Source organism: Planotetraspora kaengkrachanensis (assembly GCF_016862895.1).
GTDB classification, from domain to species: domain Bacteria; phylum Actinomycetota; class Actinomycetes; order Streptosporangiales; family Streptosporangiaceae; genus Planotetraspora; species Planotetraspora kaengkrachanensis.
Genome location: NZ_BONV01000007.1, coordinates 103,429 through 128,529 on the forward strand (window position 1 = coordinate 103,429; position 25,101 = coordinate 128,529).

Genomic DNA, 25,101 nt, shown 5'->3' on the forward strand with positions numbered 1-25,101 from the left:
AGCCCGGTGCACCTCAACCCGGTGCACCTCAACCCGGAGCGCCTCGGCTCGGTCCCGGCCGGCTTCCCGACCCCTGCGCGACCTACCGCGACGTCCGCCGCGACTACTGCTACCAGGTCGTCGCCGAACTGACGACCGGCCGTTAGTTCCCCAGCGGCGACAGGACGGAGCATCCGTCCGACGCCTCGGGAGAGGCGGCGGGACGCCCGATGGTGGGCATGCCCAGGCTCACCGCGTTGCCCGTCGCGGGCCGTCCCTGCCGCGCCTCCCAGGCGTCGCCCGCACGGGTACGGCGCACGCCGAGGACCTTGTCGGCCACGAGGTGGTGGGGCGCGGCGTAGGTGACCTCGACCGTCACCATGTCGCCGGGACGCGCGTCGACGGGGGCCAGGTGCACGAGGCGGCTGTCGGCGGCGCGGCCGGACAGGCGGCGGGTCGCGTCGTCCTTCCGGCCCTCGCCCTCGGCGACGAGCACCTCGAGCGTGCGGCCGGTCTGCTTCTTGTTCTCCTCCCAGGAGATCTCCTCCTGGAGGGCGACGAGACGCTCGTACCGCTCCTGGACGACCTCCTTGGGCACCTGGCCGTCCATGGTGGCCGCGGGGGTGCCGGGGCGGATGGAGTACTGGAACGTGAACGCGTTGGCGAACCGCGACTGCCGCACGACGTCGAGCGTCTGCTGGAAGTCCTCCTCGGTCTCACCGGGGAAGCCGACGATGATGTCGGTGGAGATGGCCGCGTCCGGCATCGCGGCGCGGACCCGCTCGATGATCCCGAGGTAGCGGTCCGAGCGGTACGACCGGCGCATGGCCTTCAGCACCCGGTCGGAGCCCGACTGGAGCGGCATGTGGAGCTGGTGCATGACGTTCGGCGTCTCGGCCATGGCCGCGATCACGTCGTCGGTGAACGCCGCCGGGTGCGGCGAGGTGAAGCGGACCCGCTCCAGTCCGTCGACGTCCCCGCACGCCCGCAGCAGCTTCCCGAACGCCAGCCGGTCGCCGAACTCGACGCCGTAGGTGTTGACGTTCTGCCCGAGCAGGGTGACCTCGAGGACGCCCTGGTCGACCAGCGTGCGGATCTCGCCCAGCACGTCGCCGGGACGGCGGTCCTTCTCCTTGCCCCGCAGCGACGGCACGATGCAGAAGGTGCAGGTGTTGTTGCAGCCGACCGAGATCGCCACCCAGGCGGCGTAGGCCGACTCCCGCTTGGTCGGCAACGTGGAGGGGAAGGTCTCCAGGGATTCCTTGATCTCGACCTGGGCCTCTTCGGCGATGCGGGCCCGCTCAAGCAGCACGGGCAGCGAGCCGATGTTGTGCGTGCCGAAGACCACGTCGACCCAGGGCGCCCTGCGGACGATCTCGCCCTGGTCCTTCTGCGCGAGGCATCCGCCGACCGCGATCTGCATGCCCTCACGGGCCATCTTGACCGGCCTCAGGTGACCGAGGTTCCCGTACAGCCTGTTGTCGGCGTTCTCACGCACGGCGCAGGTGTTGAACACGACCACGTCCGCCGTCTCGCCGTCGGGGGCGCGGACGTATCCGGCGTCCTCCAGCAGCCCGGACAGTCGCTCGGAGTCGTGCACGTTCATCTGGCAGCCGTAGGTGCGCACCTCGTAGGTCCGGGTCGCGCCCTCGGGGCCCTGAGTGGTCACAGTCATCGCAGTACAAGGTTAGGCTCTCCCCCGCCCATCCCGTACGGCAGGCGAACCCCGTACGGCTGGACGGTTCCTGAGCGGTGGCCGCAAGCCCGATGCGGGCGGCCCGAAAACCCCGGTTCCCAGCATGGGAACGGTCCTGACGAGCATCGCGACACCGCCGGATCGGCCCGCCCGGCCCTTTTCAGCCACGTGGACAACCGTCCGGATCCCCCGTTAGTGCGCGGGCTGTGATCGGATCGGTACCGAGGGATTAGTGACTTGGCGATATTTACGCCCCTACGTTGTTGACCATGACCGAGGCCGGTGGCTCTTCCCCTCTAGTCAAGCTTGAGGCAGTGAACAAACACTTCGGCACCTTGCACGTGCTGAAGGACATCGACCTGAGCGTGGCGCGCGGCGAGGTCGTCGTCGTGATCGGCCCCTCAGGCGGCGGCAAGTCGACCTTATGCAGGGTGATCAACCGGCTTGAGGCGATCGACTCGGGCGGCATCACGTTCGACGGGCAGGCACTTCCCGCGGAGGGCAAGGCCCTCGCGCAGCTGAGGTCCGAGGTCGGCATGGTGTTCCAGTCGTTCAACCTCTTCTCCCACAAGACGATCCTCGAGAACGTCACCCTCGGCCCGATCAAGGTCCGGGGCATCGCCCGGCAGCAGGCCGAGCAGCGCGGCCTCGAACTGCTCGAGCGGGTCGGCATCGCCTCACAGGCCGCCAAGTACCCGGCGCAGCTGTCCGGCGGTCAGCAGCAGCGCGTCGCCATCGCCCGGGCGCTCGCGATGGACCCCAAGATGATCCTCTTCGACGAGCCCACCTCGGCGCTCGACCCCGAGATGGTCCAGGAGGTCCTGGACGTGATGGTCGGGCTCGCGAGCGACGGCATGACGATGCTCGTCGTCACCCACGAGATGGGCTTCGCCCGGCGGGCCGCCGACCGGGTCGTCTTCATGGCCGACGGCCAGATCGTCGAGGAGAGCGAGCCAGAAGCGTTCTTCACCCAGCCCAAGTCAGACCGGGCCAGGGACTTCCTGTCCAAGATCCTTACGCACTGACCACATATGTGTCGGCCCTGAACGGCCAGGCGCAGGGAAGAGAAGGGGGAAGTTATGCGACTACGCCGAATCGGGGCTGTGCTCGCTGTCACGGCCGTGTCCGCGAGCCTGGCGGCGTGTGGAGGTGACAAGACGTACGCCACCGTCGCCGAGAAGGTCAAGGACGGCAAGACGGTGGTCGTCGGCACCAAGTGGGACCAGCCGAACCTGGGCCTGAAGAAGGGCGCGGAGCCGGAGGGCTACGACGTCGACGTCGCCAAGTACGTCATCAAGGAACTCGCCGGTGGCGCCGACGACGTCGACATCACCTGGAAGGAGTCGGCCTCCTCCAACCGTGAGGCGTTCCTCGCCAACGGAACGGTCGACATCATCTTCGCGAGCTACTCGATCACCGACAGCCGCAAGGAGAAGGTCACCTTCGGCGGGCCCTATGTCGTGGCGCACCAGGACGTGATGGTCCGCGGTGACGACACCGCCGTCACCAAGCCCACCGACCTCGCCGGCAAGCGGATCTGCCAGGCCGCGGGCTCCAACTCCTACAAGCGGATCACCGACCCGCCGCCGGACGGCGAGCTCGACCTCGACGCCCAGCTCGTGGGTGCCGCGAACTACTCCGAGTGCGTGGCCAAGCTCAGCGGCAACAACCTGGACGCGGTCACGACCGACGACCTGATCCTTGCCGGGTTCGCCACCCAGGCCGCCGAGCAGGGCGGCGGCAACTTCAAGATCCTCGGCCAGCCGTTCACCGACGAGAAGTACGGCGTGGGCCTCAAGAAGGGCGACACCGCGACCTGTGAGGCCGTCAACAAGGCCATCACCAAGATGTACTCGGACGGCACCGCGCAGCAGCTGTTCACCAAGTGGTTCGGCAAGGCTCAGGGCCTCACGGCCCCGACCAGCGCCCCCACGTTCGAGCCCTGCGCCTGAGCCCGTCACCTCATGGCGGCCGGTGACCCGCTCACCGGCCGCCGCCGTACCCGTGGTGGAGCACGATGGATGACCTGATCAAATACGCGCCCGACCTGGCCGCGGGTTTCCTGGTGAACGTGAAGATCGCCCTCGTGTGCGCGGTGATCTCCCTGGTCCTCGGCACGGTCCTCGTGTCGTTCCGGGTCTCACCGACACCGGTCCTGCGCGCCGCCGGAACCGTCTACGTCAACGTCGTGCGGAACACCCCGCTGACGCTGGTGCTGGCCTTCTCGGCACTCGGCCTGAGCGACACCATCGGGCTCACCTTCTCCGAAGAGCCCTCCACCAACGGGTTCTGGCTGGTGGTGCTGGGTCTGTCCGCCTACACCGCCACCTTCGTCGGCGAGGCGCTGCGCTCGGGCATCAACACCGTGCCGCTGGGGCAGGCGGAGGCGGCACGCGCGATCGGGCTCACCTTCCTGCAGTCCCTGCGCCTGATCATCCTGCCGCAGGCCTTCCGGGCGGTCATCGGCCCCCTCGGCAGCGTGATGATCGCGATGATCAAGAACACCACGGTGGCTCTCGCCGCCGGCTACCTGGCGGACTCCGCGTTCGTGATGAAGGACACCTTCGACGACACCGGAGTGTCGATCCCCATCTTCATCGGGCTCGTCCTGGCCTTCATGGCCGTCACCCTCCCGGTCGGCTTCTTCACCGGCTGGCTGTCGCGTCGCCTGGCGGTGGTCCGATGAGCTCGACCGTCCTGTTCGATACGCCCGGCCCCCGCGCGCGACTGCGCAACAACGCGCTGACCCTGCTCGCGGTCATCGCGCTCGCCGCGCTGGCCTACTTCGTCTACGTCAAGTTCGACCAGAAGGGCCAGTGGCAGGGCAAGATCTGGAAGCCGTTCACCGAGGCCACGACCTGGACCGAGTTCATCATCCCCGGACTGCTCGGCACGTTGAAGGCCGCCGGTCTCGGCGCCGTGTGCGCGCTGGCGTTCGGTGCGGTCTTCGGCCTCGCGAGGCTCTCCGACCATCGCTGGATCCGGATCCCGGCCGGCACGGTCGTCGAGACGTTCCGCGCGATCCCGCTGCTGCTGCTGATCTTCTTCCTGGCCTACCTGGCGCCCAGCGTCCTCGGCAGCGGCGACTACACACTCGCCGCGCTGGTGGCGGGCCTCACCCTCTACAACGGCTCGGTTCTCGCCGAGGTCGTCAGGGCGGGCGTCCTGGCCGTGCCGAAGGGGCAGTCGGAGGCGGCGTACGCCATCGGGCTCCGCAAGGGCGGGGTGATGCGGCTGGTCCTGCTGCCCCAGGCCGTGACGGCGATGATGCCGGCCATCGTGAGCCAACTGGTCGTCCTGCTCAAGGACACCGCGCTCGGCTACATCATCGCCTACGTGGACCTGCTGAACTACGGCTTCAAGATCATCCCTGCGGTCTTCTTCGGCTCCCTCGTGCCCGCGGCCATCGTCATCGGCGTCATCTACATCGGCCTCAACATGGCGCTCAGCGCCCTGGCGACGTGGCTGGAGAAGCGCAGCAGGCGCAGCCGCAAGACCGCCGCTGGGCCGATCGCCCCACCGGGTGCCGTCGGGGTGGGTGCCGGAGCCGGTCTGCCCGAGCAGTCGACGATGTGATCAGGCAGACAGGACCACACCTCCCCATTAGCGGAACTTGCCGTGTCGCTGGTTGGCTCCCGCCGTGCGAGACCTCGATATTGAGCGGGTGTGGCGTGGCGTCAGCCTGGTGACCTGCCTGGTGGCCGTGTTTCCCGCAGGGCTTCTCGCAGGATGCGGGATCGGCGGCGGCCCCCTGGTCATCGGCGTGCGCCAAGGCGAGCCGGGGCTGGTGACCCGCCTACCGGACGGCAGGTACTCCGGCTTCGACATCGCCGTCGCGACCTACGTCGCCCGTGAGCTGGGGTATCGCGACGACCAGATCAGCTACACCTACGATCCCTCCAGCGCCGACATCGTGATCGGGCCGCGAAGCCCCGGTCCCGCGGCGGGTCCCTATCTCGTGACCAGCACCGACATCCTCGCCCGCGCCGGCGACCTGTCGATCAACGGCGTCAGGGACCTCGCCCGCAAGCGGGTGTGCGCCACCAAGGCGTCGGCCAAGCCGCTCGTTGACCGTTTCGGCACGAAGTGGCGGGACGTCTTCCTCGCCCAGGCCAACGTCCCGGCGGCCTGCGCCCCCCTGCTCGCCGACGGGAGGATGGACGCCATCGTGGCCGACGCCCCCGTCCTGGCCGGCCTGGAGGCGCAGTACCCGGGCAGGTTCAGGTTCAGCGGCAGACCGCTGGCCGCCCAGAGGTACGGCATCGCCACCGGGTCCGTCGCCCTCCGCGACCAGGTCGACGAGGCGTTGCGGCACATGTTCGACGACGGCACCTGGAAACAGGCGGTCATCGACTATCTCGGCGTCCTGGCCACCCGGTACACCGCTCCCCCTGCCCTCGATTCTCCCTCCACTCCCGAAAAGGGGTAACCGGCCTCACGTGGACCCGGTTTCCGGCAGGATGCGGTCATGCCCCCCGAGTCCCAGGCGCCCTTCGCTCCCTGGCCGTCACCGATCTCCACGACCGACGTCGCCCGTTCCGGTCTGGGTCTCGGTTTCCCCACGGTCCTGGGTGAGGAGGTCTGGTGGGAGGAGAGCAGGCCCGCCGAGGGCGGACGGCGCACGGTCGTGCACCGCGCCGAGGACGGAACGCGCCGCGAACTGCTCGCCGCGCCGTGGGACGCGCGCACCCGCGTCCACGAGTACGGCGGGCGGTCCTACGTGGTCGTCCCGGGCCGCGGCATCGTCTTCACACACCATGCGGACCAGCGGCTCTACTTCCTGGAGGAGGACGCACAGCCCCGGGCGCTGACCCCCGAGCCCGAACTGCCGGCCGGCCTGCGCTACGCCGACCTGCTGGTCCACGAGTTCCCCCACGGGACCGAGGTGTGGTGCGTCCAGGAGCGGCACCATCCGGACGCCACGGTCACCCGCTCGATCGTGTCCATCACGCTGCCGCCGGCCGCGCAGCCGGACGCCACGCCGGACGGCAGGCCCCTCGCGATCGTCGAGCGGGCGAGCGGCAGCGACTTCTACGCCTCCCCCGCCGTCTCCCCCGACGGGGAGCACGTCGCCTACATCTGCTGGAACCACCCGCGCATGCCGTGGGTCGGCACCGAACTGCGCATCACCAGCGTCGCCGACGGCAGATCGTGGACCATCAAGGGCGGCGTCACCGAGTCGGTCCTGGCCCCGCGGTGGCGCGACGACCGCAATCTGTACCTGATCTCCGACTGGTCGGGATGGTGGAACCTCTACCAGATCGGCATCTTCGGCACCTCGCCGCTGGCCCTGTTCCCCGCCGAGGAGGAGTTCGCGGGGCCGTTGTGGCAACTCGGCGGCCTGCCGTACCTCGTCCTGGAGGACGGACGGCTCGCCGTCGTCCACGGGCGGGGCGACCTGCGCCTGGGCGTCCTCGACCCCCACACCGGTGTCCTCACCGACGTCGACGTGCCGTACCAGGGGTGGATGCCCGCGTTCAGCGCCGACGGGACGGTCCTCGCGGGGATCGCGTACGGCCCGGACACCCCTCGCTCCGTCGTCAGGATCGACATGGTGACCGGCAGGGTCGAGGGACTGCGCCGCGACATCCCCGAACTGCCCGACGTCGCCTACCTGCCCCGCCCGCGGGCCGTCGAGATCGAGGGTGGTCTCGGCCGCCGCGTCCACGGCAACCTCTATCCGCCGGCCAATCCGGATCACGCCGCGGAGGGGCTCTCGCCGTACGTCGTCTTCGTGCACGGCGGGCCGACCGCGCACGCGACCACCGCGCTGAGCCTGGACAAGGCGTTCTTCACCAGCCGCGGCATCGGGGTGCTGGACGTCAACTACGGCGGCTCCACCGGGTACGGCAGGGCCTACCGCGAACGGCTGCGCGGCCAGTGGGGCATCGCCGACGTCGAGGACACCGTCGCGGCGGCCAAGTGGCTCGCGTCGGAGGGGCTCGCCGACCCCGCGCGCATCGCCATCCGCGGCGAGAGCGCCGGAGGCTGGACGGTCATGGCGGCCTGCTGCGCCTCCGGGGTCTTCGCGGGAGGGGTCGCGGTCGCGGGCGTCAGCGCCCTCGAACCGTTCGTGGCCGCCACGCACGACTTCGAGTCCCGTTACGTGGAGTGGCTGGTCGGCCCGGAGTCCCTGTACGGCTCCCGCGAACCCTTGTCCCGCGCCGACGAGGTGACCTGCCCGATGCTCCTCATGCAGGGACTCGCCGACCCGGTCGTGCCGCCGTCCCAGTCGCAGGCCTTCGCCGACCGCCTCACCGCCCGCGACGTCCCCTGCACGTATCTCACCTTCGAAGGCGAGGCCCACGGGTTCCGGCGGCTGGAGACCAGGACCGCCGCCCTGGCCGCCGAGTTGTCGTTCTACCTGCAGATCTTCCAGACGACCGGCTGACACCCACCGGGCGCATTCGAAGCGCGCGAGAAATTCGGCGGTTCGCCGGGGTTCCGGGGGATCCGAGGGGTTTCGGGATCCCGGGCTTCGCGGCGGTTCGGAGATTCGGGGTTCGCCGGGGTTCGCGGGTGTCCGGGGCTCAGCGGGCGAACTCGGTCGCCCGGGACTCGCGAACCACGGTGATCCGGATCTGACCGGGATACGTCAGCTCCTCTTCGACCTGCTTGGCCACGTCCCTGGCGATGACCTGGGCCTGGATGTCGTCCACCGAGTCGGGACGGACCATCACCCTGATCTCCCTGCCGGCCTGCATGGCGAAGACCTTGTCCACGCCCTCGTAGGACTGGGCGATCTCCTCCAGCCGCTCCAGCCGCTTCACGTACGCCTCCAGCGACTCCCGCCGGGCGCCGGGACGGCTGCCGCTGATCGCGTCAGCGGCCTGGGTGAGGACCGCCTCGACCGTGCGGACCTCCACCTCGTTGTGATGCGCCTCGATCGCGTGGACGACGTCCTCGTGCTCGCCGTACCGCCGGGCGATCTCGGCGCCGATCAGGGCGTGGCTGCCCTCGACCTCGTGGGTGAGCGCCTTGCCGATGTCGTGGAGCAGCGCGCCCCGCTTCACCAGTTCGCGGTCGAGCCCCAGTTCCGACGCCATGATCCCGGCGAGGTGCGCCGACTCGATCAGGTGCTTCAGCACGTTCTGCCCGTAGGAGGTGCGGTAACGGAGCTGGCCGAGCAGGGTGACGAGTTCGGGGTGCATGTCGGTGATGCCGATCTCGACCAGTGCGTCCTCGCCGGCCCGCACGCACAGCTCCCGCACCTCCTCGCGGCTGCGCTCGTAGGCCTCCTCGATCCGCTGCGGATGGATGCGCCCGTCGAGCACGAGGCGTTCCAGCGTCAACCGGGCGGTCTCCCGCCGCACCGGGTCGAAGCAGGACAGGAGCACGGCCTCGGGGGTGTCGTCGATGATGAGGTTGACGCCCGTCGTGGACTCGAAGGCCCTGATGTTGCGGCCTTCACGTCCGATGATCCGGCCCTTCATCTCGTCGCCCGGCAGATGAAGCACGCTGACCACCGACTCGGCGGTCTGCTCCGTGGCGACTCGCTGGACCGCCAAAGTCACGATCTTGCAGGCGCGCTTCTCGCCTTCCTTGCGTGCCTCGCTCTCGATGTCCCTGACGATGAGCGCGGCCTCCCGCTTGGCCTGGTTCTCGATCTCCTTGACCAGCTCCGACTTGGCCTGCTCCGCGGTGAGCCCCGCGACCCGCTGCAGGATCTGACGGCGCTTTTCCGCGACCCGGTCGAGCTCCTCGCGACGGTCGGCCAGTTCGGTCTCCGTCTCGGCCAGTTTGCGCGCCCGATCGGCCTGCCGACGGGCCTCCTCGTCGAGCCGCTGCTCACGCTCACCGAGCCGGTTCTCCCGGCGTTCGAGGTCGGAGCGCAGCTCCTTGAGCTCGTTCTTGTGAAGGCGGGACTCCTCCTCGACCTCCTTGCGCGACAGCGCGGCGACCTCGGCCAGGGACTCCGATCGCTTGAGGATCTCCCCCGCGTCCCGCTCGGCCTTGGCGCGGATCTCCTCCGCCTCCTGCCTCGCCCGCTCGAGTTCCTCGTTCATCTCGGCCTTGGTCTCGGCGAGCTGCTCGGGTGAGGGGCCGGACGGTTTGCCGGAGGCGGCGGTCCTGCGGACGACGAGGATGAGCGCGGCTATCGCCACGAGAGCCAGCAAGACCACCGCAACCGCCAGAACGATCACGATCGTGTTCATGCTCGCTCACCCCTCTCGCCTCAGCACTTCCCGGCAAGCGAAGGGTCACACGCGCAGCACAGCTCCACCCGGTGGCGTCACCAGGACAAATATCGTCACGATAGCCGGACGGCTGGTAGGCCACCCGATACGACCCGAAGGCCCGTCTAACTCTCTTGTCCGTCGTTCACCGTTATGGCCAATCCGCGCCGCGCGGAGTAACTCCTCACTGCGGTCGAGATTAAGCGTCAGAGAGGTAACGGGCAAGCAAAGACGGTCTGTCAAGTCACTTTGATCGGGCGTTCTTGGTCAACCGAATTCCCCGGGAAGGTCGTCGGTGTCCAGGCCTTCGGCCTCCAAAGCCTCCCGGACCACGCGAAACGCCAGGCCCGGGGAGTAGCCCTTGCGGGCGAGCATCCCGGCCAGCCTGCGCGTGCGGGTTTTCGGATCCGCTCCGCGCGTGGCGGCCAGCTTCCGGGCCACCAGGGCGCGAGCCGTCTCGACCTCCTGTTCAGGATCGAGCCGGCCGACCGCCTCCTTGACGGTCTCCTCCTCTACTCCGCGGTGGCGCAACTCCTGGGCGAGCGCACGGCGGGCCAGTCCCCGCCCGATGTGCCGGGAACTGACCCACGCCGCGGCGAACGCCTCGTCGTCGATGAGCCCCACCTCGGAGAACCGCTCGAGCACGGCCTGGGCCGCCTCCTCGGGCACCTCCCGCTTGCGCAGCGCCTCGGCAAGCTGAGCTCTCGTCTTCGGCGCCATCGTCAGCAGGCGCAGGCAGATCGCCCTGGCCACCGCCTCGGGGTCCGCATCGGGCCCCTGGCTCGCCGCAGAGCCCTCCTGAGGGCCGTCGGGCGACCATCCCCGCCGACGGCCCTGTCTCCGGTCCCGGCGAGCGCTGCCACGCCGTTCGTCAGAGGCACGAGCGGATCGGCGGCCGCCTGTTCCGAAGAGACCGTCATCATCGTCACCGGCATGGCCGTCGGGCCTGTCGGCGCCACCCGCCCCGGCGCTCTCACCTTGCCGGATCCGCTCGCGGAGGCCGTCGAGCGTCGCGGCGGTGTCCCGTGGGCGGTCGTCTCCGGAGGAGCCGTCCCATGGACCTGAGTTCCAGTCCCCCGGCCTGATCTCCTCGGCCGGGCCGGGGGTGTCGTCAGCCCTCATGGCGGAGCTCAGACATCACCCGGCTTGGGCGCGGCGGCGGCCTTGGCGCCCCGGCCGGTCGACGGAGCAGCCGCGGGGGCGGCGGCCGCCGGCTCGCTGGGCGTGTCCAGTCGCGGCCCGACCCCGAGCTTCTCCTTGATCTTCTTCTCGATCTCGTTGGCGATGTCGGGGTTGTTCTTCAGGAAGTTGCGGGCGTTCTCCTTGCCCTGCCCGAGCTGGTCGCCCTCGTAGGTGTACCAGGCGCCCGCCTTGCGGACGAACCCGTGCTCGACGCCCATGTCGATGAGGCCGCCCTCGCGCGAGATGCCGAGGCCGTACAGGATGTCGAAGTCGGCCTGGCGGAAGGGCGGGGCCATCTTGTTCTTGACGACCTTGACCCGGGTCCGGTTGCCGACGGGCTCGGTGCCGTCCTTGAGCGTCTCGATCCGCCGCACGTCCAGCCGGACCGAGGCGTAGAACTTGAGCGCCTTGCCACCCGTGGTGGTCTCGGGCGATCCGAACATGACGCCGATCTTCTCGCGCAGCTGGTTGATGAAGATGGCGGTCGTCCGGGTCTGGTTGAGCGCACCCGCGATCTTGCGGAGGGCCTGCGACATCAGGCGGGCCTGAAGGCCGACGTGGCTGTCGCCCATCTCGCCCTCGATCTCGGCCTTGGGGACCAGCGCCGCCACCGAGTCGATCACGATGATGTCGACCGCGCCCGAACGGATCAGCATGTCGGCGATCTCGAGGGCCTGCTCACCGGTGTCGGGCTGCGAGACGAGCAGCGCGTCCACGTCGACGCCGAGCTTCTTGGCGTACTCGGGGTCGAGGGCGTGCTCGGCGTCGATGAACGCCGCGATCCCGCCGCCCCTCTGGGCGTTGGCCACCGCGTGCAGCGAGACCGTGGTCTTACCGCTGCTCTCCGGGCCGTAGACCTCCACGATCCGGCCGCGGGGATAGCCGCCGATGCCGAGGGCGACGTCGAGGGCGATCGCACCGGTCGGGATCACCTCGACCGGGGCGCGCGCGTCGTCGCCGAGGCGCATGACGGAGCCCTTGCCGAACTGCCGCTCGATTTGCGCGAGGGCTGTCTCAAGGGCCTTCTCGCGGTCGTTGATTGCCATTGGTGCCCCCTGGAAGGGTCGTCGTCTGCTCGGTCACCGGAAAGCTACGGGGTGCCGCCGACATTTTCCCGGGCTTTCGCGTCACGCCTCGGGGACGGGGTCTCCGGTCGCCGCACCCCGGCGGCGGTTCCAAATATAGCCGAACGACTGTTCGATCACATCCGGAACGCGCCGCCGGGCATCATGGTCTACCGCAGGACCTCCGTCAGCTTGACCCGCGCCCCGGTGCGGACGACGGCCCTGTTGTAGACGCGAGCCCCCGCGAACAGCACCGCGACCACCGCGACCACCATGAGCCCCGCCGACAACACGATCTCCGCGATCGACACGTCGGCCGCGGCCGTGCGCACAGGCATCACCATCGAGGAGAAGGGCGGCACCACCGAAAGGATCCTGGCGAGCGTGCCCTCGGGCTCGACGGCCGCGAAGTAGGCCACCAGGTAGGTGAGGGTCATGAGCATCGTCATCGGCGTCAGCACGCTGTTGACCTCCTCCTGGCGTGACACCAGCGATCCGAAGGCCGCGGCGAGCGCCGAGAAGAAGGCGTAGCCGAGCACGAACCACACCACGGTGCTGATCACGATGCCGCTCATGCCGGGCGGGAAGTCCGCGGCGAGCCCCGTCGCCGAGGCGGCGATCAGGCCGCCGCCGATGACGACCGCCAGGTTGAGCAGCCCCAGGAGCCCCAGGCCGACGATCTTCCCCCCGAGCAGCTGCCAGGGCCGTACGGCGGCGAGCAGGATCTCCACGATCCGGCTGCCCTTCTCCTCGACGACCCCCATCGCGACGTACATGGACGAGTAGATGAGCAGGAAGAACAGCACCATCACCAGCAGCGTCGCGATGCCGGTGCGCACACTCTGGTACTGCGCCGTGGCCCCGGTCTCGACCTGCAACGGAGTGATCACCAGGCCGGAGGCCTTGATCTTCCCCTCGCGGTGCGCACTCTCGAGGAGCAGCCCGAGGCGCTGGTCCAGCTCCCCCTCGCTGACGACCTTCTGGTCGTCGATGAGGGCCGCGTCGGCCTTGCCGTCCGCGACGGCCTTGCGGGCCTCCGCCTCGGATGGGTAGTTCGTGTACTTGACGTCCTCGGCGGCCACGGGGACCGTACCGACGGCCGCCACCTCGTAGGCGTCCTGACCGCCCAGGAGCTTCGGCACGAAGGCGAGCGCGACCACGAGCAGCGCGCTGAGCGCGAGGCTGATGAGGAAGCCCTTCGTCCGGATTCGCGTGCGGATCTCGCGATCCGCGACCAGCCACAGCCCGTTCATGCGACGGCCTCCCTGAAGATCTCGGCAAGAGTGGGCCGCTGCCGGCCGAAGTGCTCGACCTCGCCGGCCCTCATGGCCGAGCGGAGGATCTCCTGGTCGTCGCCGCTCTCCACGAGCAGCACCTGGCGGTCGCCGTCGGTCGTGACCTCGCCAGAGAGGCCGTCGGCCCATCCCGGGGCCGCGCCGCGCACGACGAGCTTGAGAAGCGTGCGCCCCTCGGTGTCGCGCAGTTCGTCAACCGCGCCCACGGCGACCATTCGCCCGCCCGCGATGATGCCGACGGAGTCGCAGAGCTGCTCGACCAGCTCGAGCTGGTGGCTGGAGAAGACCACGGGCACCCCCGAGGAGCATCGGTCCTTGAGGACCTCTGCCAGCGCGTCGACCGCGATCGGGTCGAGGCCGGAGAACGGCTCGTCGAGCACCAGGACCGCGGGACTGTGGACCAGCGCCACCGCGAGCTGGACCCGCTGCTGGTTGCCGAGCGACAACGCCTCCACCGCGTCGTCGCGCCGCTCGGCCAGACCGAGCCGTTCGATCAGCTCGCCCGCCGCGTCGCGGGCGGCGGCCCGGCCGAGGCCGTGGAGCCTGCCGAAGTACTCGACCTGCTCGGCGACCTTCATCTTCTGGTACAGGCCGCGCTCCTCGGGCATGTAGCCGAACCGGCGGCGCGCGTCGTACGTCAGGGGCGCCCCGTCGAGGCGCACCTCGCCGGAGTCGGCGTCGAGCACGCCCATCACGATCCGCATCGTGGTCGTCTTCCCGGCGCCGTTCGCCCCGACGAAGCCGAACATCTCGCCCGGCTGAACGGCGAAGCCGACGCCGTCGAGCGCGACCTTGTCGCCGAAGCGTTTACGCAGATCCTGGACTTCAAGCATGGGGGATTCCTTCGGTGATCCGTCGGAGCACATCGGTGTAGGCGTCGAACGCCGCGCGCCCGCGCTCGGTCAGCGACAACCACGTGCGGGCCCGCTTCCCGACGAAGGTCTTCTCGACGCGGACGTATCCGGCCTCTTCGAGGGTGAGGATGTGTTTGGACAGCAGTGAGTCGCTGACCTCGATCGTGTCGCGCAGGAAACGGAAGTCCGCCCTCTGCGACACCGCCAGAGCCGCCATGATCGACAGCCGTACCGGAGCGTGGATGATCTCGTCAAGCTCGTGGCGAGGGTGCGTGGTCATCGCCTTCCCCGGATCCGCCAGGCGGCGTACACCAGGGGGGATCCGACGAGCACGGAGACCGCGACGAGCACGGCGATCCAGCCCGGACCTCGGTCGTCGGGGAGGAAGACCGTGACGAAGACGAACACGACGAGGGTGGCCAGGACGTACGCCGCACTCGCCCGGCTGTTGATCCACATCGTGTAGCGGTCGTGCACGCGCATCCGCGACCAGTAGACGCAGGACGCGATCGTCAGCACGATCCACCCCGCACCCGCGAGACCCGCGACCAGACCGCGGCCGAGGGACACCGCGGGCCAGTAGACCATGCTGCACAGCCCCAGGATCAGGAACAGGCGGGCCACCGCGCGGGCGGACCGCCGGACCTGCCGATCGACCCGGTCGATCTCGTCCAGCGCCTGGCCGGGCGACAGCTCTTCCTCCATGTTCATAAGCTTCCCCTCCACTCAACTGGTCAACAACTTAACAAGCACTCAACTCCCATTCAAGTGGTAGAGCGCGAGGGAAGAAGGGATCAGGAGGAGAAGTGATTCAGCGCAGCCTGGAGTCGACGTCCACGACCTGGCAGACGGCGTGCCATACCTGCTTGGCGGCCACGCCGTCGGCGAGCGCCTGCTCGACGGTCCGCCCGCCCAGGCCGGCGATGACGTAGTCCTTCGCCCACGACGCCGCGTACGCCTCGCCGAAGTGGCGATTCATGCGGTTCCAGAAGTCCGTGAGGCGCATGGGTCCCAGTATGGCCCCGTCCGGAGGCGGCCCGGCCCCGTACGGAGTCCCCCGGCCCGCCTCCGGGCGGACGTCACATCACGCGAGTGCCGTACATCTCTCCGAGCGGGTCGGCGAGCAGTTCCAGCCGGGCGCCGTCGGGGTCGAGGAAGTAGATCGAGGCGCCACTTTCGACCTGGTACGGCACGCCGGCCGCGTCGAGCTTGCCGCGCAGCCGCTCCCACGTGGGCCGCTCGACCGAGATGGCGATGTGGTGGAGCCCGCCGAGGACCTCCTGGTACGGCCCCAGATCGAGCCCGGGCAGGTCGAAGAAGGCCAGCAGGTTGCCGTTGCCGATGTCGAAGAAGAAGTGGTTGGAACCCTTGTAGTCGCGGTTCTCGAAGATCTCCGTGAGGGGGAACTCCAGGAGGTCGTGGTAGAAGCGGATCGTGCGCTCGACGTCGGACGAGATCAGCGCGAAGTGGTGCAGGCCCCGCGCGCTGCTCGGGGGACGGTTCTCGCTGATGTAGCGCTCGCGGATGCTCACGCGCTCCGCCTCGATGGCCGCGTAGTCGATTTCCATAGATAGATGATGATTCAACCAAGCGCGGTCAAACAGACCGGGGTGGTGAGTAATTGACAGCCAATCCACCGGTAGATCGATTCGGGGCCGAACCGCACGGAGTAATCGGGCGCGGCGCGTTCTGTCGGAGGGCGGATGCATGATGGGCGGGTGAGTGCGCTCGACGGATTCAGTCCGGTGACCCGACGGTGGTTCACCGGAGCGTTCGCGGCGCCGACGTCCGCGCAGGAGGGCGCCTGGTCGTCCATCGCGCGCGGAGACAACACGCTGGTGGTGGCGCCGACCGGGTCGGGCAAGACGCTGGCCGCGTTCCTGTGGGCCATCGACCGGCTCGCGATCGAGCACGCGGCGGCGCCGGAAGCGGCCGAGCCGCCCGCGCGCGGAGGCCGCGGCAGGCCCGCGGCGGCGCCTCGCCCGTGCCGGGTCCTCTATGTGTCGCCGCTCAAGGCGCTCGCCGTCGACGTGGAGCGCAACCTCCGGGCACCGCTCGCCGGAATCAAGCAGACCGCCCGGCTCACGGGGAGCCCCGCGCCCGAGATCTCCGTGGCCATCAGGTCGGGCGACACGACCGCGGACGACCGCCGGCGGTTCGCCGCCCGGCCGTCCGACATCCTGATCACCACGCCGGAGTCGCTGTTCCTGTTGCTGACCTCGCAGGCGCGGGAGGCGCTGCGCGGCGTCGAGACCGTCATCATCGACGAGGTGCACGCGGTCGCCGCGACGAAACGCGGCGCCCACCTGGCGCTGAGCCTTGAACGGCTCGACGCGCTGCTGCCGCGGCCTGCCCAGCGAATCGGCCTGTCCGCGACCGTGCGTCCCGTCGGCGAGGTCGCGGCGTTCCTCGGCGGGGCCCGCCCCGCCACGGTGGTGCAGCCGCCCTCGGAAAAGGTCATCGAGGTCGAGGTCGTCGTCCCGGTGGAGGACATGACCGAGCTCGCGCCGACCGCGCCGGGCGCGGAGGGCGAGCCCGCCGAGCACAGGCGCAGCATCTGGCCGCACGTGGAGCAGCACCTGCTCGACCTCATCGAGGCGCACGACTCGACCATCGTCTTCGCCAACTCCCGCCGCCTCTCCGAGCGCCTGTGCACCCGGCTCAACGAGCTCGCCTGGGAGCGCCGGTCGGGTCCGGCCGTCCCGGACGAGTCCGGTGAGGCGCGTCCCCGGGGGTCCACCGCGACGCCGGCCGAGCTGATGGCGCAGGCCGGCGCCTCGGCGGGGGTGATCCCTGAGATCGTGCGCGCCCACCACGGGTCGGTCTCCAAGGAGGAGCGGTCGCAGATCGAGGAGGCGCTCAAATCCGGGCGCCTGCCCGCCGTCGTGGCCACGTCCAGCCTGGAGCTCGGCATCGACATGGGCGCGGTCGACCTGGTCGCGTGCGTCGAGGCTCCGCCGAGCGTGGCGAGCGGCCTGCAGCGGATCGGCCGGGCCGGGCACCAGGTCGGGGCGGTGTCCCGCGGCGTGATCTTCCCGAAGTACCGCGGCGACCTCGTGCAGACGGCCGTCGTCGCCGAGCGGATGAAGAACGGGCAGATCGAGGAGCTGCGGTATCCGCGCAACCCCCTCGACGTGCTCGCCCAGCAGATCGTGGCCATGACCGCGCTCGACGAGTGGACGGTCGACTCGCTGGAGGCCGTCGTCAGGCGGGCCGCGCCGTACGCGACACTGCCGCGCACCGCCCTCGAGGCGACGCTCGACATGCTGGCCGGGCGTTACCCGAGTGAGGAGTTCGCCGAGCTGCGCCCGCGCATCGTGTGGGACCGGGTGACCGGGACGCTCCAGGGCCGTCCTGGTGCGCAGCGGCTGGCGGTGACCAACGGCGGCACGATCCCCGACCGCGGACTGTTCGGCGTCTTCCTCGTCGGCGACAAGGCGTCACGCGTGGGCGAGCTCGACGAGGAGATGGTCTACGAGTCGCGGGTGGGCGACGTGTTCGTGCTCGGGGCGACGTCCTGGCGGATCGAGGACATCACCGCCGACCGGGTGCTGGTCTCCCCCGCGCCCGGGCAGCCGGGCAAGCTGCCGTTCTGGCACGGCGACTCCGCCGGGCGGCCCGCCGAGCTGGGCCGCGCGATCGGGGCCTTCCTGCGTGAGCTGTCCGGCGCCGAGGCCGCCGGAGCCGGCGACCGGGTGCGCGCGGCCGGGCTCGACGAGTTCGCCGGGGGCAACCTGCTCTCCTACCTCGCGGAGCAGCGGGAGGCGACCGGCTACGTGCCAGACGACCGCACGCTCCTGGTCGAGCGGTTCCACGACGAGCTCGGCGACTGGCGGGTGGTCATCCATTCGCCGTACGGCGCCCGCGTGCACGCCCCGTGGGCACTGGCCGTCGGGCGGCGGCTGCGCGAGCGGTACGGCATGGACGTTCAGGCCGTCCACTCCGACGACGGAATCGTCCTGCGCATCCCCGACACCCTCGACGAGGCGCCGTCCGACCTGGCGGCCTTCGACCCGGAGGAGATCGAGCAGATCGTCACCGAGGAGCTGGGGGGATCGGCGTTGTTCGCCTCCCGGTTCCGCGAGTGCGCCGGGCGGTCCCTGCTGCTCCCGCGGCGCAGCCCCGGCAAGCGGACCCCGCTGTGGCAGCAGCGTCAGCGCGCGGCGCACCTGCTGGGCGTGGCCAGCCAGTACGCCACGTTCCCCGTCGTCCTCGAGACGATGCGCGAGTGCCTCCAGGACGTCTTCGACGTGCCCGGGCTCGTCCAGCTGATGCGGGACGTCGCCGCCCGCCGCGTCAGGGTCGTCGAGGTGGAGACCTCCCAGGCCTCCCCGTTCGCCGCGTCGCTGCTGTTCAACTACATCGGCGCCTTCATGTACGAGGGCGACGCCCCGCTGGCCGAGCGGCGGGCGCAGGCGCTCGCCCTCGACACGGCGCTGCTGGCCGAACTGCTCGGCCAGGCCGATCTGCGGGAACTGCTCGACGCGGACGTCATCGCCGAGGCCGAGCGCGAGCTGGCCCGGCTGGACAGGCCGCTACGCGACGCCGAGGACCTGGCCGACCTGCTGCGCTCGCACGGCCCGCTGCTGGCCGAGGACGTGTCGATCCGGCAGGGCGATCCGGCCTGGCTGACCGGCCTCGAGAAGGCACACCGGGCGATCCGCGTCCGGGTCGCGGGCCACGAGCAGTGGGCGGCCGTCGAGGACGCATGGCGGCTCCGTGACGCGCTCGGCGTTCCGCTCCCGGTCGGCGTGCCCCACGAGTTCCTTGAGGCTCCCGCCGCGGGAGGTCAGGGAAGATCCGGCCCCGCGCCCGATCCGCTGGGCGACCTCGTCTCCCGCCATGCGCGGACGCGCGGCCCGTTCCCGTCCGGTACGGCGGCGGCGCGCTTCGGGGTGGGCGTCGCCGTGGTCGAGGACACGCTGCGCAGGCTCGCCGCGGCGGGACGCGTGGTCTCCGGCGAGTTCCAGCCCGGCGGGCGCGGCGAGGAGTGGTGCGACGCCGGCGTGCTGCGCCTGCTGCGCCGCAGGTCGCTCGCGCGGCTGCGCAAGGAGGTCGAGCCCGTCCCGCCTGAGGCGCTGGCCGCGTTCCTGCCCGCCTGGCACGGCGTCGCCCCGGCCCGCACACCGGCGCCCGCCCCCTCCCCCGGTCGCGCATGGATGGAGGGCACGGACAGAGACCACGCGAGGCAGGGCCCGGGGCGCTCGATGGACGCGCTGGTCAGCGCCATCGAACGGCTCCAGGGGGCGGCGATCCCCGCCTCCGCGCTCGAGACGCTGGTCCTGCCGGGCCGGGTGCCCGGCTACTCCCCCGCGCTCCTCGACGAGCTGACGGCGTCCGGCGAGGTCGTCTGGGCGGGCCAGGGGTCCCTGCCGGGAGGGGACGGCTGGGTGTCGCTCTACTTCGCCGACACCGCTCCCCTGCTGATCCCCGCGCCCGGTGAGATAACCATGACGCCGCTGCACGAGCGGGTGCTGGAGATCCTCAGCGGTGGCGGGGCGCTGTTCTTCCGCGAGTTGTCCAACCGGGTGGCCTCGGCCGCGATCGGCGGCGGACCGGGAATCGGCACGGGACATGGCGCGCGCCCGGGCGCGGGACCGGACATCGGCACAAGCTCGGGCCACGCGCCGGGAATCGGCGCGGGCGCGCACGACCGGCCGGGGACCATTCCAGCCGTCCCGGCGATGCGGTCGGCGCGCGGCGAGGCGGTCATGGGGGCCGTGCCGGACGACACGGTGCTGGCCGCCGCGTTGTGGGATCTCGTCTGGTCGGGCCGGGTGACGGGAGACACCCTCGCCCCGTTGCGGTCGACACTCGGCACCGGGCGGCCCGCTCATCGACCGGCCACGACCCGCAGGCGCAGGGCCGTGCTGCCGACCAGAACCGGACCGCCGACGGTGAGCGGCCGCTGGTGGCTGTTGCCTTCCCCCGTCGAGAACGGCACCCAGCGGGCGCAGGCCCAGGCCGAGGTGCTGCTGGAACGGCACGGCGTGATCACAAGAGGCGGCGTGGCCGCCGAACGGCTCCCCGGCGGCTTCTCATCCGTCTACCAGGTGTTGCGGGCCTACGAGGAGAGCGGCCGTTGCCGGCGCGGCTACTTCGTGGAGGGCCTGGGAGGGGCCCAGTTCGCGCTGCCCGGTGCGGTCGACCGCATGAGGGCCATGTCGTCGCGGACGGCCGCCCGCTCCGACGAGGAGGATCCGTGGGCGACTCCGGCGCCCCAGGCGCCGCCTCGCACGGTCGTGCTCGCCGCCGCCGACCCCGCCAATCCCTACGGAGCCGCCCTGCCGTGGCCGGACCGGTCCGGCGAGGTGACGCACAAGCCAGGCCGCAAGGCCGGCGCGCTCGTGGCGATCGTGGAGGGCCGGCTCGTGCTCTACGTCGAGCGAGGCGGCAAGACGCTCCTGTCCTTCGGGGCCGAGGACGACCTGCAACCGGCCGTGGACGCGCTGGTCCTGGCCGTGCGGGAGGGCGCGTTGGGCAAGCTCACCGTCGAGCGGGCGGACGGCACCGCCATCATCGACTCGCCCCTCGCCTCGGCGCTGGAGGCGGCCGGATTCCACCCGACGCCACGCGGGCTCCGCATCCGGGGCTAGGGACTGCCCGGCGCCCCTGATCCCCGCCTACCCGAAGGTCTCCTGCGGTGACTCCAGCAGCGCCTTGAGCGCCCGCAGGAACAGCGCCGCGTCGCGGCCGTTGACCAGCCGGTGGTCGTAGGCCATGCCGATGTTGACGACGGTCCGGGTGACCACCTCACCCCCGTCGAGCCGGAGCTCGGCCTGGGGGGACGTCACCGCGAGCGCGCAGGCGTGGCCCGGGAAGATCAGCGGGACGGCCAGCGTCACGTCGCCGTCGTGGTGCAGGGTGACCGCGATGTTGGCCCCGGTCAGGTCGTCCTCCCGGAAGTCCCCGGTCAGGGCGGCGAGCCGATACTCCATCAGGCGGGTCGCGATCTGCTTGACCGAGCGGCGGGCTGCGTCGTGGATGACGGGCACGTACAGCCCCTCGCCCGCGTCGATCGTCACGCCGACGTGCGGGGCGTCGGGGAGCAGGGCCGACGCGTCGTCGACCAGGGTCGCGAAGCACAGCGGGAAGTCGGCGTGCAGCCGGGCGACGGCGGACGTCACCAGTTCGGGGAGACCCACCGGCCGCCTGACCTCCCGGGTCATCCGTGCCGCGAGCTCGAGCAGCGGCCCCGTGTCGGCCTTGACCACCGTGTACGCGGCCGGGATGGTCGCGTGCGACACGCGCACGACCTTCGCCACGGCCCGCTGCACCCTCGGCAGCTCGTACGGCCGGCCGGTCGCGGGCCGCCGGGACTCTCCGGGCGCCGCGGCCTCCTCCCGGGGCGCCGGGGCGGAACGGGCGGCGAGCCTTTCGACGTCGGCGCGCCGGACCACGGTCACCCCCAGAGCACGCACCTCGGCGAGGTCGACGCAGAGCTCGTCGATCAGGGCTCGGGCGGGCGCCGTGATCAGCGGCCCTCCCATCGAGCCGTCAGCCGCACCACCGGCCGCGGAACCGGCGCCCGCCGAGCCACCAACCGACCCACCCGCCGCGGAACCGGCGCCCGCCGAGCCACCAACCGACCCACCCGCCGCGGAGCCGGCGCCCGCCGACCCATCCGTCGCATCACGCTCCGAGGAGCCGGGACCCACCGAGCCACCCGCCGAGTCGCCCGCGACGGGGGTGTCCGCTGAGGGGAAGACCCCGGGTGACGGCGAGACGGGCCTGCTCTCGTCGGCGGTGAGGCGGGCCAGCACGGCCCCGGGAGCGCAGTCGGCGTTAAGCGGAAGGACCCGCCAGACGAAGCCGTCCTCCTCGCTCTCCAGTTCCTCGGTGGCCTTGGAGGTCTCCAGGACCACGATCGGGTCCCCGGCCTTCACCTGCTGCCCGTCGTCGACCAGCCAGTCGACCAGGACGTACGTGGCGTCGTTGTTGTTGAGCTTGGGCACGCGGATGTCAGTCACGCAGGGCCTCCAGCACCGCGTCGTGGATCGTCGAGTCCTGGACGAGCACGGCGCGCTCGAGGTGCGCGGCCGTGGGGATCACGCTGTCCGCCGAGTTGACCAGCGCCACCGGGCGCCGCAGGTCGTTCCACATCAGCCGATGGATCCGGTGGGCCACCTCGCTTCCCCAGGTGCCGCCCGCGGTGCCCTCCTCCGCCACCAGTACGGCTCTCGCTCCGCGGAGCACCGGCAGCAACGGCTCGGCGTCGAACGGATACAGCCGCGAGGGGACGAGCAGGCAGCAGGTGACCTCCTGCTCGAGCAACAGGCTGCGCATGGCCGTGACCACCCGGTCGACCATCCCGCCGGGAGCGATGATCACGCAGTCGGCCGCCTCCGGGTCCTCGAGGAAGACCCTGGCCACGTCCTCGGCCCCCGGCAGGACGTCGTGCCGGAACAGGTCGCCGACGTCGTTCATGCGCCGCGTGTAGAGGATCTTGTCCTCGAAGAACACGCAGGGCCCGCCGGACGCCAGCATCGCGTCGAACACGGCCCTGTTGTCGTGCAGGGGGGACATCTCGTAGACCGACAGGCCGGGCACGCCCACGAAGTGTTTCTGCAGGCTCTGGCTGTGCGTGGGCCCGTAGCCGCGTCCGCCGCCGGTCGGGCACCTGACGACCATCCGGATCGGCAGGCGGGAGCCGTACATCGTGACGGACTTGGCGGCGAAGTTGACGATCTGGTCGAACGCGAGCGCCACGAAGTCGCCGAACATGATCTCGACGACGGCCGCGTCGCCGCACAACGCGAGCCCGGCGGCCAGGCCGGTGATGCCCGACTCGCTGATCGGGGTGCCGAGCACCCGGTCGGGGAACCGGGTGGACAGCCCCTTTGTGATCTTGAAGGCGCCGCCGTACGGGTCGAGGATGTCCTCTCCGATCACGTAGGCCGACGGGTCGGACTCCAGCAGCCCGTGGAGGGCGGCGTTGAGGTTCTCCCCCACCCTCATGGCCGCCACCTCGACGGCGGGCGGGCGGAGACCTCACGCACGATCGCGTCCACGCGGGCGCGCTGGGCCTGGTCGGCGCGTTCGAACCGCTCCGGGTCGGCCTCGCCGTACAGGCGGTACCAGTCGTTGTCGCGGGCCCGCCGTACGGTCTCCGGGTCCCGGGTGTCGTCGCCCTTGCTGTGCGGGCCGATGCGGTGGGTGGCGAACTCCACGACCAGCGGCCCTTCCCCGGCCCGCACCGCGGCGACGAGCGGCGCGAGTTCGTCCCTGATGGTGGCGAGGTCGGACGTCTCGACGCCGTGGTGGCGCACGCCGAACGCCTCGGCACGGGCGCGGACGGTCCCGGCCATCTGGCGGGTGGTGGGAGTCGACTGGGCGATCCCGTTGTTCTCGACGATCACGAGCAGCGGAAGGCGCCAGAGCGAGACCAGGTTGAGCGCCTCGTAGACCGCGCCCTCGCCCCACGTGCCGTCGCCGATGAAGACGCAGGCCAGCGCGCCCGGCTCGGTGCGCTTGAGGTGCAGCGCGACGCCCGCGGCCACCGGGAGGCTCTCCCCCTGGACGCCGGTGGAGACATATCGGTCGCGCAGGATGTGCTGGCTGCCGCCAACGCCTCCGCAGACCGCGCCCTCCCGCCCCATGATCTCGGCGAGGAGCCCCGCGGGGTCGTCGAACCTCGCCAGGTAGTGACCGTGGCCCCGGTGGTTGCCGAAGACGTGGTCGGCGCCGGTGAGCAGCCGCCGGAGCGCGACGGGGACGTACTCCTGCCCGAGGCAGGTGTGCGTCGTGCCGTTGAGCTCGCCGCGCCCGAAAAGGTCGAGCAGCGCCAGCTCGAAGTGCCGGATCAGGAGCAGCAGGGCGAGGTCGTCGTCATCGGCCCGCCGCGCGGACAGGACGGCGGCGCCCGTCTCCGTCACCGGCGGCTGCCCGACGCGTCGGGCACGCCCGGCCCGGTCCCGGCCGCCGCGATGGACTCCAGGACACCCGCGATCGTCGGCGTGTCGAAGAAGACGTCGAGCGGGACCTCGATGTCCAGGCGCTTGCGCATCCGCGCGATGATCTGAGTGATGGTCAGCGAATGGCCGCCGAGATCGAAGAGGTCCTCCTCGTCGCCGATCTCCTCGATGCCGAGCACCTCGCGCCAGATGGCCCTGATCTCCTCGGCGAGGCCCGCATGGCCGGTACGGCCCGCCGTGATGTCCTCGATGACGATGTCCGGATTTTTCATGACTGAGGTGAGGTCCTTCGCTAGGTGAGTGACATCCGGAAGCGTGCGCGAGCTGTACTGCATGATCACGTCGAGCCCGCCGGGCCCGTCTACGGCCTGGAGGTGCAGGGTGCTGCGGACCGCGTGGTTGAACACCGTCCAGTCCACGGTGGTGTCCAGTCCGGCGAACTCCGGCGCGTCCCGCCTGCGGCGGTAACTGACCGAGACGGGCGCGAGAGCCGTACGCGGCCGCAGACCCCTGACGGCGCGGGCGAGCGGCACCTGGCGGAACCGGTACATGAGCCGCAGGTCGTCGTGGAGCCGCCCGGCGAGCCCGGCGACGGTCATGCCGGGGACGGGCGCCGACCACACGGGAAGCTCGTTGACGAACAGGCCGATGTGGTCGCGCACCTCCGGCGTGCGCGTGGACATGTCGACGGCGCACACCGGCTCGGGGTTGCCGTACGCGAACAGGAGGGCGTGCACGGACGCGAGGAAGACCTCGAACCGGGAGACGCCGGGGACGTCGCGCAACTCGGCGCGGAAGGCGTGGACGCCGCCTTCCGTGGCCCCACGTGACCGTGCCGCTCCAGTGGCGTGCTGACCGGACCCGCCGCGCAGATCGGCGTCGGACTGACCGGACCCGCCGCGCAGAACGGCGTCGGGCTGACCGGACGTGCCGGGCAGAA

General features: G+C 70.8%; 22 protein-coding genes. 8 read left to right on the forward strand and 14 right to left on the reverse strand.

Annotated features, from left to right (window positions below; all coding sequences use genetic code 11):
- Positions 1 to 142: 142 nt before the first annotated feature.
- Positions 143 to 1,654, reverse strand: a complete 1,512-nt coding sequence (gene miaB, locus Pka01_RS11595) for a tRNA (N6-isopentenyl adenosine(37)-C2)-methylthiotransferase MiaB (protein ID WP_203882679.1) — start codon at positions 1,652 to 1,654, stop codon at positions 143 to 145.
- Between the two features lie 290 nt (positions 1,655 to 1,944).
- Between miaB and Pka01_RS11600 the strand changes: the two genes are divergently transcribed.
- The 6 genes from Pka01_RS11600 to Pka01_RS11625 all read left to right on the forward strand — a co-directional run bounded on the left by Pka01_RS11600 (position 1,945) and on the right by Pka01_RS11625 (position 8,066).
- Positions 1,945 to 2,700: an amino acid ABC transporter ATP-binding protein gene (locus tag Pka01_RS11600; RefSeq protein ID WP_203882680.1), complete on the forward strand. Its 756-nt coding sequence runs from the start codon at positions 1,945 to 1,947 to the stop codon at positions 2,698 to 2,700.
- 54 nt (positions 2,701 to 2,754) lie between these two features.
- Positions 2,755 to 3,627: a glutamate ABC transporter substrate-binding protein gene (locus Pka01_RS11605; RefSeq protein ID WP_203882681.1), complete on the forward strand. Its 873-nt coding sequence runs from the start codon at positions 2,755 to 2,757 to the stop codon at positions 3,625 to 3,627.
- Positions 3,628 to 3,692: 65 nt separating this feature from the next.
- Positions 3,693 to 4,361: an amino acid ABC transporter permease gene (locus tag Pka01_RS11610; RefSeq protein ID WP_203882682.1), complete on the forward strand. Its 669-nt coding sequence runs from the start codon at positions 3,693 to 3,695 to the stop codon at positions 4,359 to 4,361.
- Positions 4,358 to 5,251, forward strand: coding sequence for an amino acid ABC transporter permease (locus Pka01_RS11615; RefSeq protein WP_203882683.1), 894 nt, complete (start codon positions 4,358 to 4,360; stop codon positions 5,249 to 5,251). The genes Pka01_RS11610 and Pka01_RS11615 overlap by 4 nt, the downstream gene beginning before the upstream one ends.
- 64 nt (positions 5,252 to 5,315) lie before the next feature.
- The gene (locus Pka01_RS11620) at positions 5,316 to 6,104 is read left to right on the forward strand and encodes a type 2 periplasmic-binding domain-containing protein (RefSeq protein ID WP_203882684.1); all 789 of its coding nucleotides are present in this window, start codon (positions 5,316 to 5,318) and stop codon (positions 6,102 to 6,104) included.
- A gap of 39 nt (positions 6,105 to 6,143) precedes the next feature.
- Entirely contained in the window at positions 6,144 to 8,066 is a 1,923-nt protein-coding gene (locus Pka01_RS11625; protein WP_203882685.1) for a S9 family peptidase, read from the forward strand.
- Between the two features lie 139 nt (positions 8,067 to 8,205).
- Here the strand turns inward: Pka01_RS11625 and rny are convergent, their stop codons facing one another.
- Together rny and recX are read right to left on the reverse strand one after the other, a co-directional pair.
- On the reverse strand, positions 8,206 to 9,831 hold the full coding sequence (rny, locus tag Pka01_RS11630; protein ID WP_203882686.1) for a ribonuclease Y: 1,626 nt from the start codon (positions 9,829 to 9,831) through the stop codon (positions 8,206 to 8,208).
- A gap of 288 nt (positions 9,832 to 10,119) precedes the next feature.
- Positions 10,120 to 10,839, reverse strand: coding sequence for a recombination regulator RecX (gene recX / locus Pka01_RS11635; RefSeq protein WP_239114913.1), 720 nt, complete (start codon positions 10,837 to 10,839; stop codon positions 10,120 to 10,122).
- Between recX and Pka01_RS41215 the strand changes: the two genes are divergently transcribed.
- On the forward strand, positions 10,786 to 10,917 hold the full coding sequence (locus Pka01_RS41215) for a hypothetical protein (protein ID WP_275414447.1): 132 nt from the start codon (positions 10,786 to 10,788) through the stop codon (positions 10,915 to 10,917). The two genes, recX and Pka01_RS41215, sit on opposite strands and share 54 nt — an antisense overlap.
- Before the next feature lie 65 nt (positions 10,918 to 10,982).
- Here the strand turns inward: Pka01_RS41215 and recA are convergent, their stop codons facing one another.
- From recA to Pka01_RS11670, 7 genes are all read right to left on the reverse strand, one after another.
- A complete protein-coding gene (gene recA, locus Pka01_RS11640; RefSeq protein ID WP_203882688.1) occupies positions 10,983 to 12,080 on the reverse strand; it encodes a recombinase RecA in 1,098 nt (365 codons plus the stop codon).
- Between the two features lie 188 nt (positions 12,081 to 12,268).
- Positions 12,269 to 13,351, reverse strand: a complete 1,083-nt coding sequence (locus Pka01_RS11645; RefSeq protein WP_203882689.1) for an ABC transporter permease — start codon at positions 13,349 to 13,351, stop codon at positions 12,269 to 12,271.
- A complete protein-coding gene (locus Pka01_RS11650; RefSeq protein ID WP_203882690.1) occupies positions 13,348 to 14,226 on the reverse strand; it encodes an ABC transporter ATP-binding protein in 879 nt (292 codons plus the stop codon). Before Pka01_RS11650 ends, Pka01_RS11645 begins: the two co-directional genes overlap by 4 nt.
- On the reverse strand, positions 14,219 to 14,527 hold the full coding sequence (locus tag Pka01_RS11655) for a winged helix-turn-helix domain-containing protein (protein WP_203882691.1): 309 nt from the start codon (positions 14,525 to 14,527) through the stop codon (positions 14,219 to 14,221). The genes Pka01_RS11650 and Pka01_RS11655 overlap by 8 nt, the downstream gene beginning before the upstream one ends.
- The gene (locus Pka01_RS11660; protein WP_203882692.1) at positions 14,524 to 14,952 is read right to left on the reverse strand and encodes a hypothetical protein; all 429 of its coding nucleotides are present in this window, start codon (positions 14,950 to 14,952) and stop codon (positions 14,524 to 14,526) included. The genes Pka01_RS11655 and Pka01_RS11660 overlap by 4 nt, the downstream gene beginning before the upstream one ends.
- Positions 14,953 to 15,058: 106 nt before the next feature.
- On the reverse strand, positions 15,059 to 15,253 hold the full coding sequence (locus Pka01_RS11665) for a DUF3046 domain-containing protein (protein ID WP_203882693.1): 195 nt from the start codon (positions 15,251 to 15,253) through the stop codon (positions 15,059 to 15,061).
- Positions 15,254 to 15,326: 73 nt separating this feature from the next.
- Positions 15,327 to 15,815: a VOC family protein gene (locus Pka01_RS11670; RefSeq protein ID WP_203882694.1), complete on the reverse strand. Its 489-nt coding sequence runs from the start codon at positions 15,813 to 15,815 to the stop codon at positions 15,327 to 15,329.
- A gap of 135 nt (positions 15,816 to 15,950) precedes the next feature.
- Between Pka01_RS11670 and Pka01_RS11675 the strand changes: the two genes are divergently transcribed.
- Positions 15,951 to 20,843, forward strand: a complete 4,893-nt coding sequence (locus tag Pka01_RS11675) for an ATP-dependent helicase (RefSeq protein ID WP_239114910.1) — start codon at positions 15,951 to 15,953, stop codon at positions 20,841 to 20,843.
- 27 nt (positions 20,844 to 20,870) lie between these two features.
- Here Pka01_RS11675 and Pka01_RS11680 read toward each other — a convergent pair whose 3' ends face one another.
- From Pka01_RS11680 to Pka01_RS11695, 4 genes are all read right to left on the reverse strand, one after another.
- On the reverse strand, positions 20,871 to 22,217 hold the full coding sequence (locus Pka01_RS11680; protein ID WP_203882696.1) for a 2-oxo acid dehydrogenase subunit E2: 1,347 nt from the start codon (positions 22,215 to 22,217) through the stop codon (positions 20,871 to 20,873).
- Positions 22,210 to 23,205 carry an alpha-ketoacid dehydrogenase subunit beta gene (locus Pka01_RS11685; protein ID WP_203882697.1) on the reverse strand — a complete coding sequence of 332 codons (996 nt, stop codon included), beginning with the start codon at positions 23,203 to 23,205 and terminating at the stop codon, positions 22,210 to 22,212. The genes Pka01_RS11680 and Pka01_RS11685 overlap by 8 nt, the downstream gene beginning before the upstream one ends.
- A complete protein-coding gene (locus Pka01_RS11690; protein ID WP_203882698.1) occupies positions 23,202 to 24,122 on the reverse strand; it encodes a thiamine pyrophosphate-dependent dehydrogenase E1 component subunit alpha in 921 nt (306 codons plus the stop codon). Before Pka01_RS11690 ends, Pka01_RS11685 begins: the two co-directional genes overlap by 4 nt.
- On the reverse strand, positions 24,119 to 25,101 hold a 983-nt coding region (locus Pka01_RS11695), incomplete at its 5' end, for an acyl carrier protein (protein ID WP_239114911.1). The genes Pka01_RS11690 and Pka01_RS11695, both read right to left, overlap by 4 nt.

What these genes read in the sequence shown, in the direction of transcription:
- Pka01_RS11650 (WP_203882690.1), bottom strand. Translation starts at nt 14,226, where the DNA reads ATGCTTGAAGTCCAGGATCTGCGTAAACGCTTCGGCGACAAGGTCGCG.
- Pka01_RS11600 (WP_203882680.1), top strand. Translation starts at nt 1,945, where the DNA reads ATGACCGAGGCCGGTGGCTCTTCCCCTCTAGTCAAGCTTGAGGCAGTG.
- Pka01_RS11655 (WP_203882691.1), bottom strand. Translation starts at nt 14,527, where the DNA reads ATGACCACGCACCCTCGCCACGAGCTTGACGAGATCATCCACGCTCCG.
- Pka01_RS11625 (WP_203882685.1), top strand. Translation starts at nt 6,144, where the DNA reads ATGCCCCCCGAGTCCCAGGCGCCCTTCGCTCCCTGGCCGTCACCGATC.
- rny (WP_203882686.1), bottom strand. Translation starts at nt 9,831, where the DNA reads ATGAACACGATCGTGATCGTTCTGGCGGTTGCGGTGGTCTTGCTGGCT.
- Pka01_RS11605 (WP_203882681.1), top strand. Translation starts at nt 2,755, where the DNA reads ATGCGACTACGCCGAATCGGGGCTGTGCTCGCTGTCACGGCCGTGTCC.
- Pka01_RS11685 (WP_203882697.1), bottom strand. Translation starts at nt 23,205, where the DNA reads ATGAGGGTGGGGGAGAACCTCAACGCCGCCCTCCACGGGCTGCTGGAG.
- Pka01_RS11645 (WP_203882689.1), bottom strand. Translation starts at nt 13,351, where the DNA reads ATGAACGGGCTGTGGCTGGTCGCGGATCGCGAGATCCGCACGCGAATC.
- recA (WP_203882688.1), bottom strand. Translation starts at nt 12,080, where the DNA reads ATGGCAATCAACGACCGCGAGAAGGCCCTTGAGACAGCCCTCGCGCAA.
- Pka01_RS41215 (WP_275414447.1), top strand. Translation starts at nt 10,786, where the DNA reads ATGGCCGTCGGGCCTGTCGGCGCCACCCGCCCCGGCGCTCTCACCTTG.
- Pka01_RS11610 (WP_203882682.1), top strand. Translation starts at nt 3,693, where the DNA reads ATGGATGACCTGATCAAATACGCGCCCGACCTGGCCGCGGGTTTCCTG.
- miaB (WP_203882679.1), bottom strand. Translation starts at nt 1,654, where the DNA reads ATGACTGTGACCACTCAGGGCCCCGAGGGCGCGACCCGGACCTACGAG.
- Pka01_RS11660 (WP_203882692.1), bottom strand. Translation starts at nt 14,952, where the DNA reads ATGGAGGAAGAGCTGTCGCCCGGCCAGGCGCTGGACGAGATCGACCGG.
- Pka01_RS11670 (WP_203882694.1), bottom strand. Translation starts at nt 15,815, where the DNA reads ATGGAAATCGACTACGCGGCCATCGAGGCGGAGCGCGTGAGCATCCGC.
- Pka01_RS11675 (WP_239114910.1), top strand. Translation starts at nt 15,951, where the DNA reads ATGCATGATGGGCGGGTGAGTGCGCTCGACGGATTCAGTCCGGTGACC.
- Pka01_RS11665 (WP_203882693.1), bottom strand. Translation starts at nt 15,253, where the DNA reads ATGCGCCTCACGGACTTCTGGAACCGCATGAATCGCCACTTCGGCGAG.
- Pka01_RS11615 (WP_203882683.1), top strand. Translation starts at nt 4,358, where the DNA reads ATGAGCTCGACCGTCCTGTTCGATACGCCCGGCCCCCGCGCGCGACTG.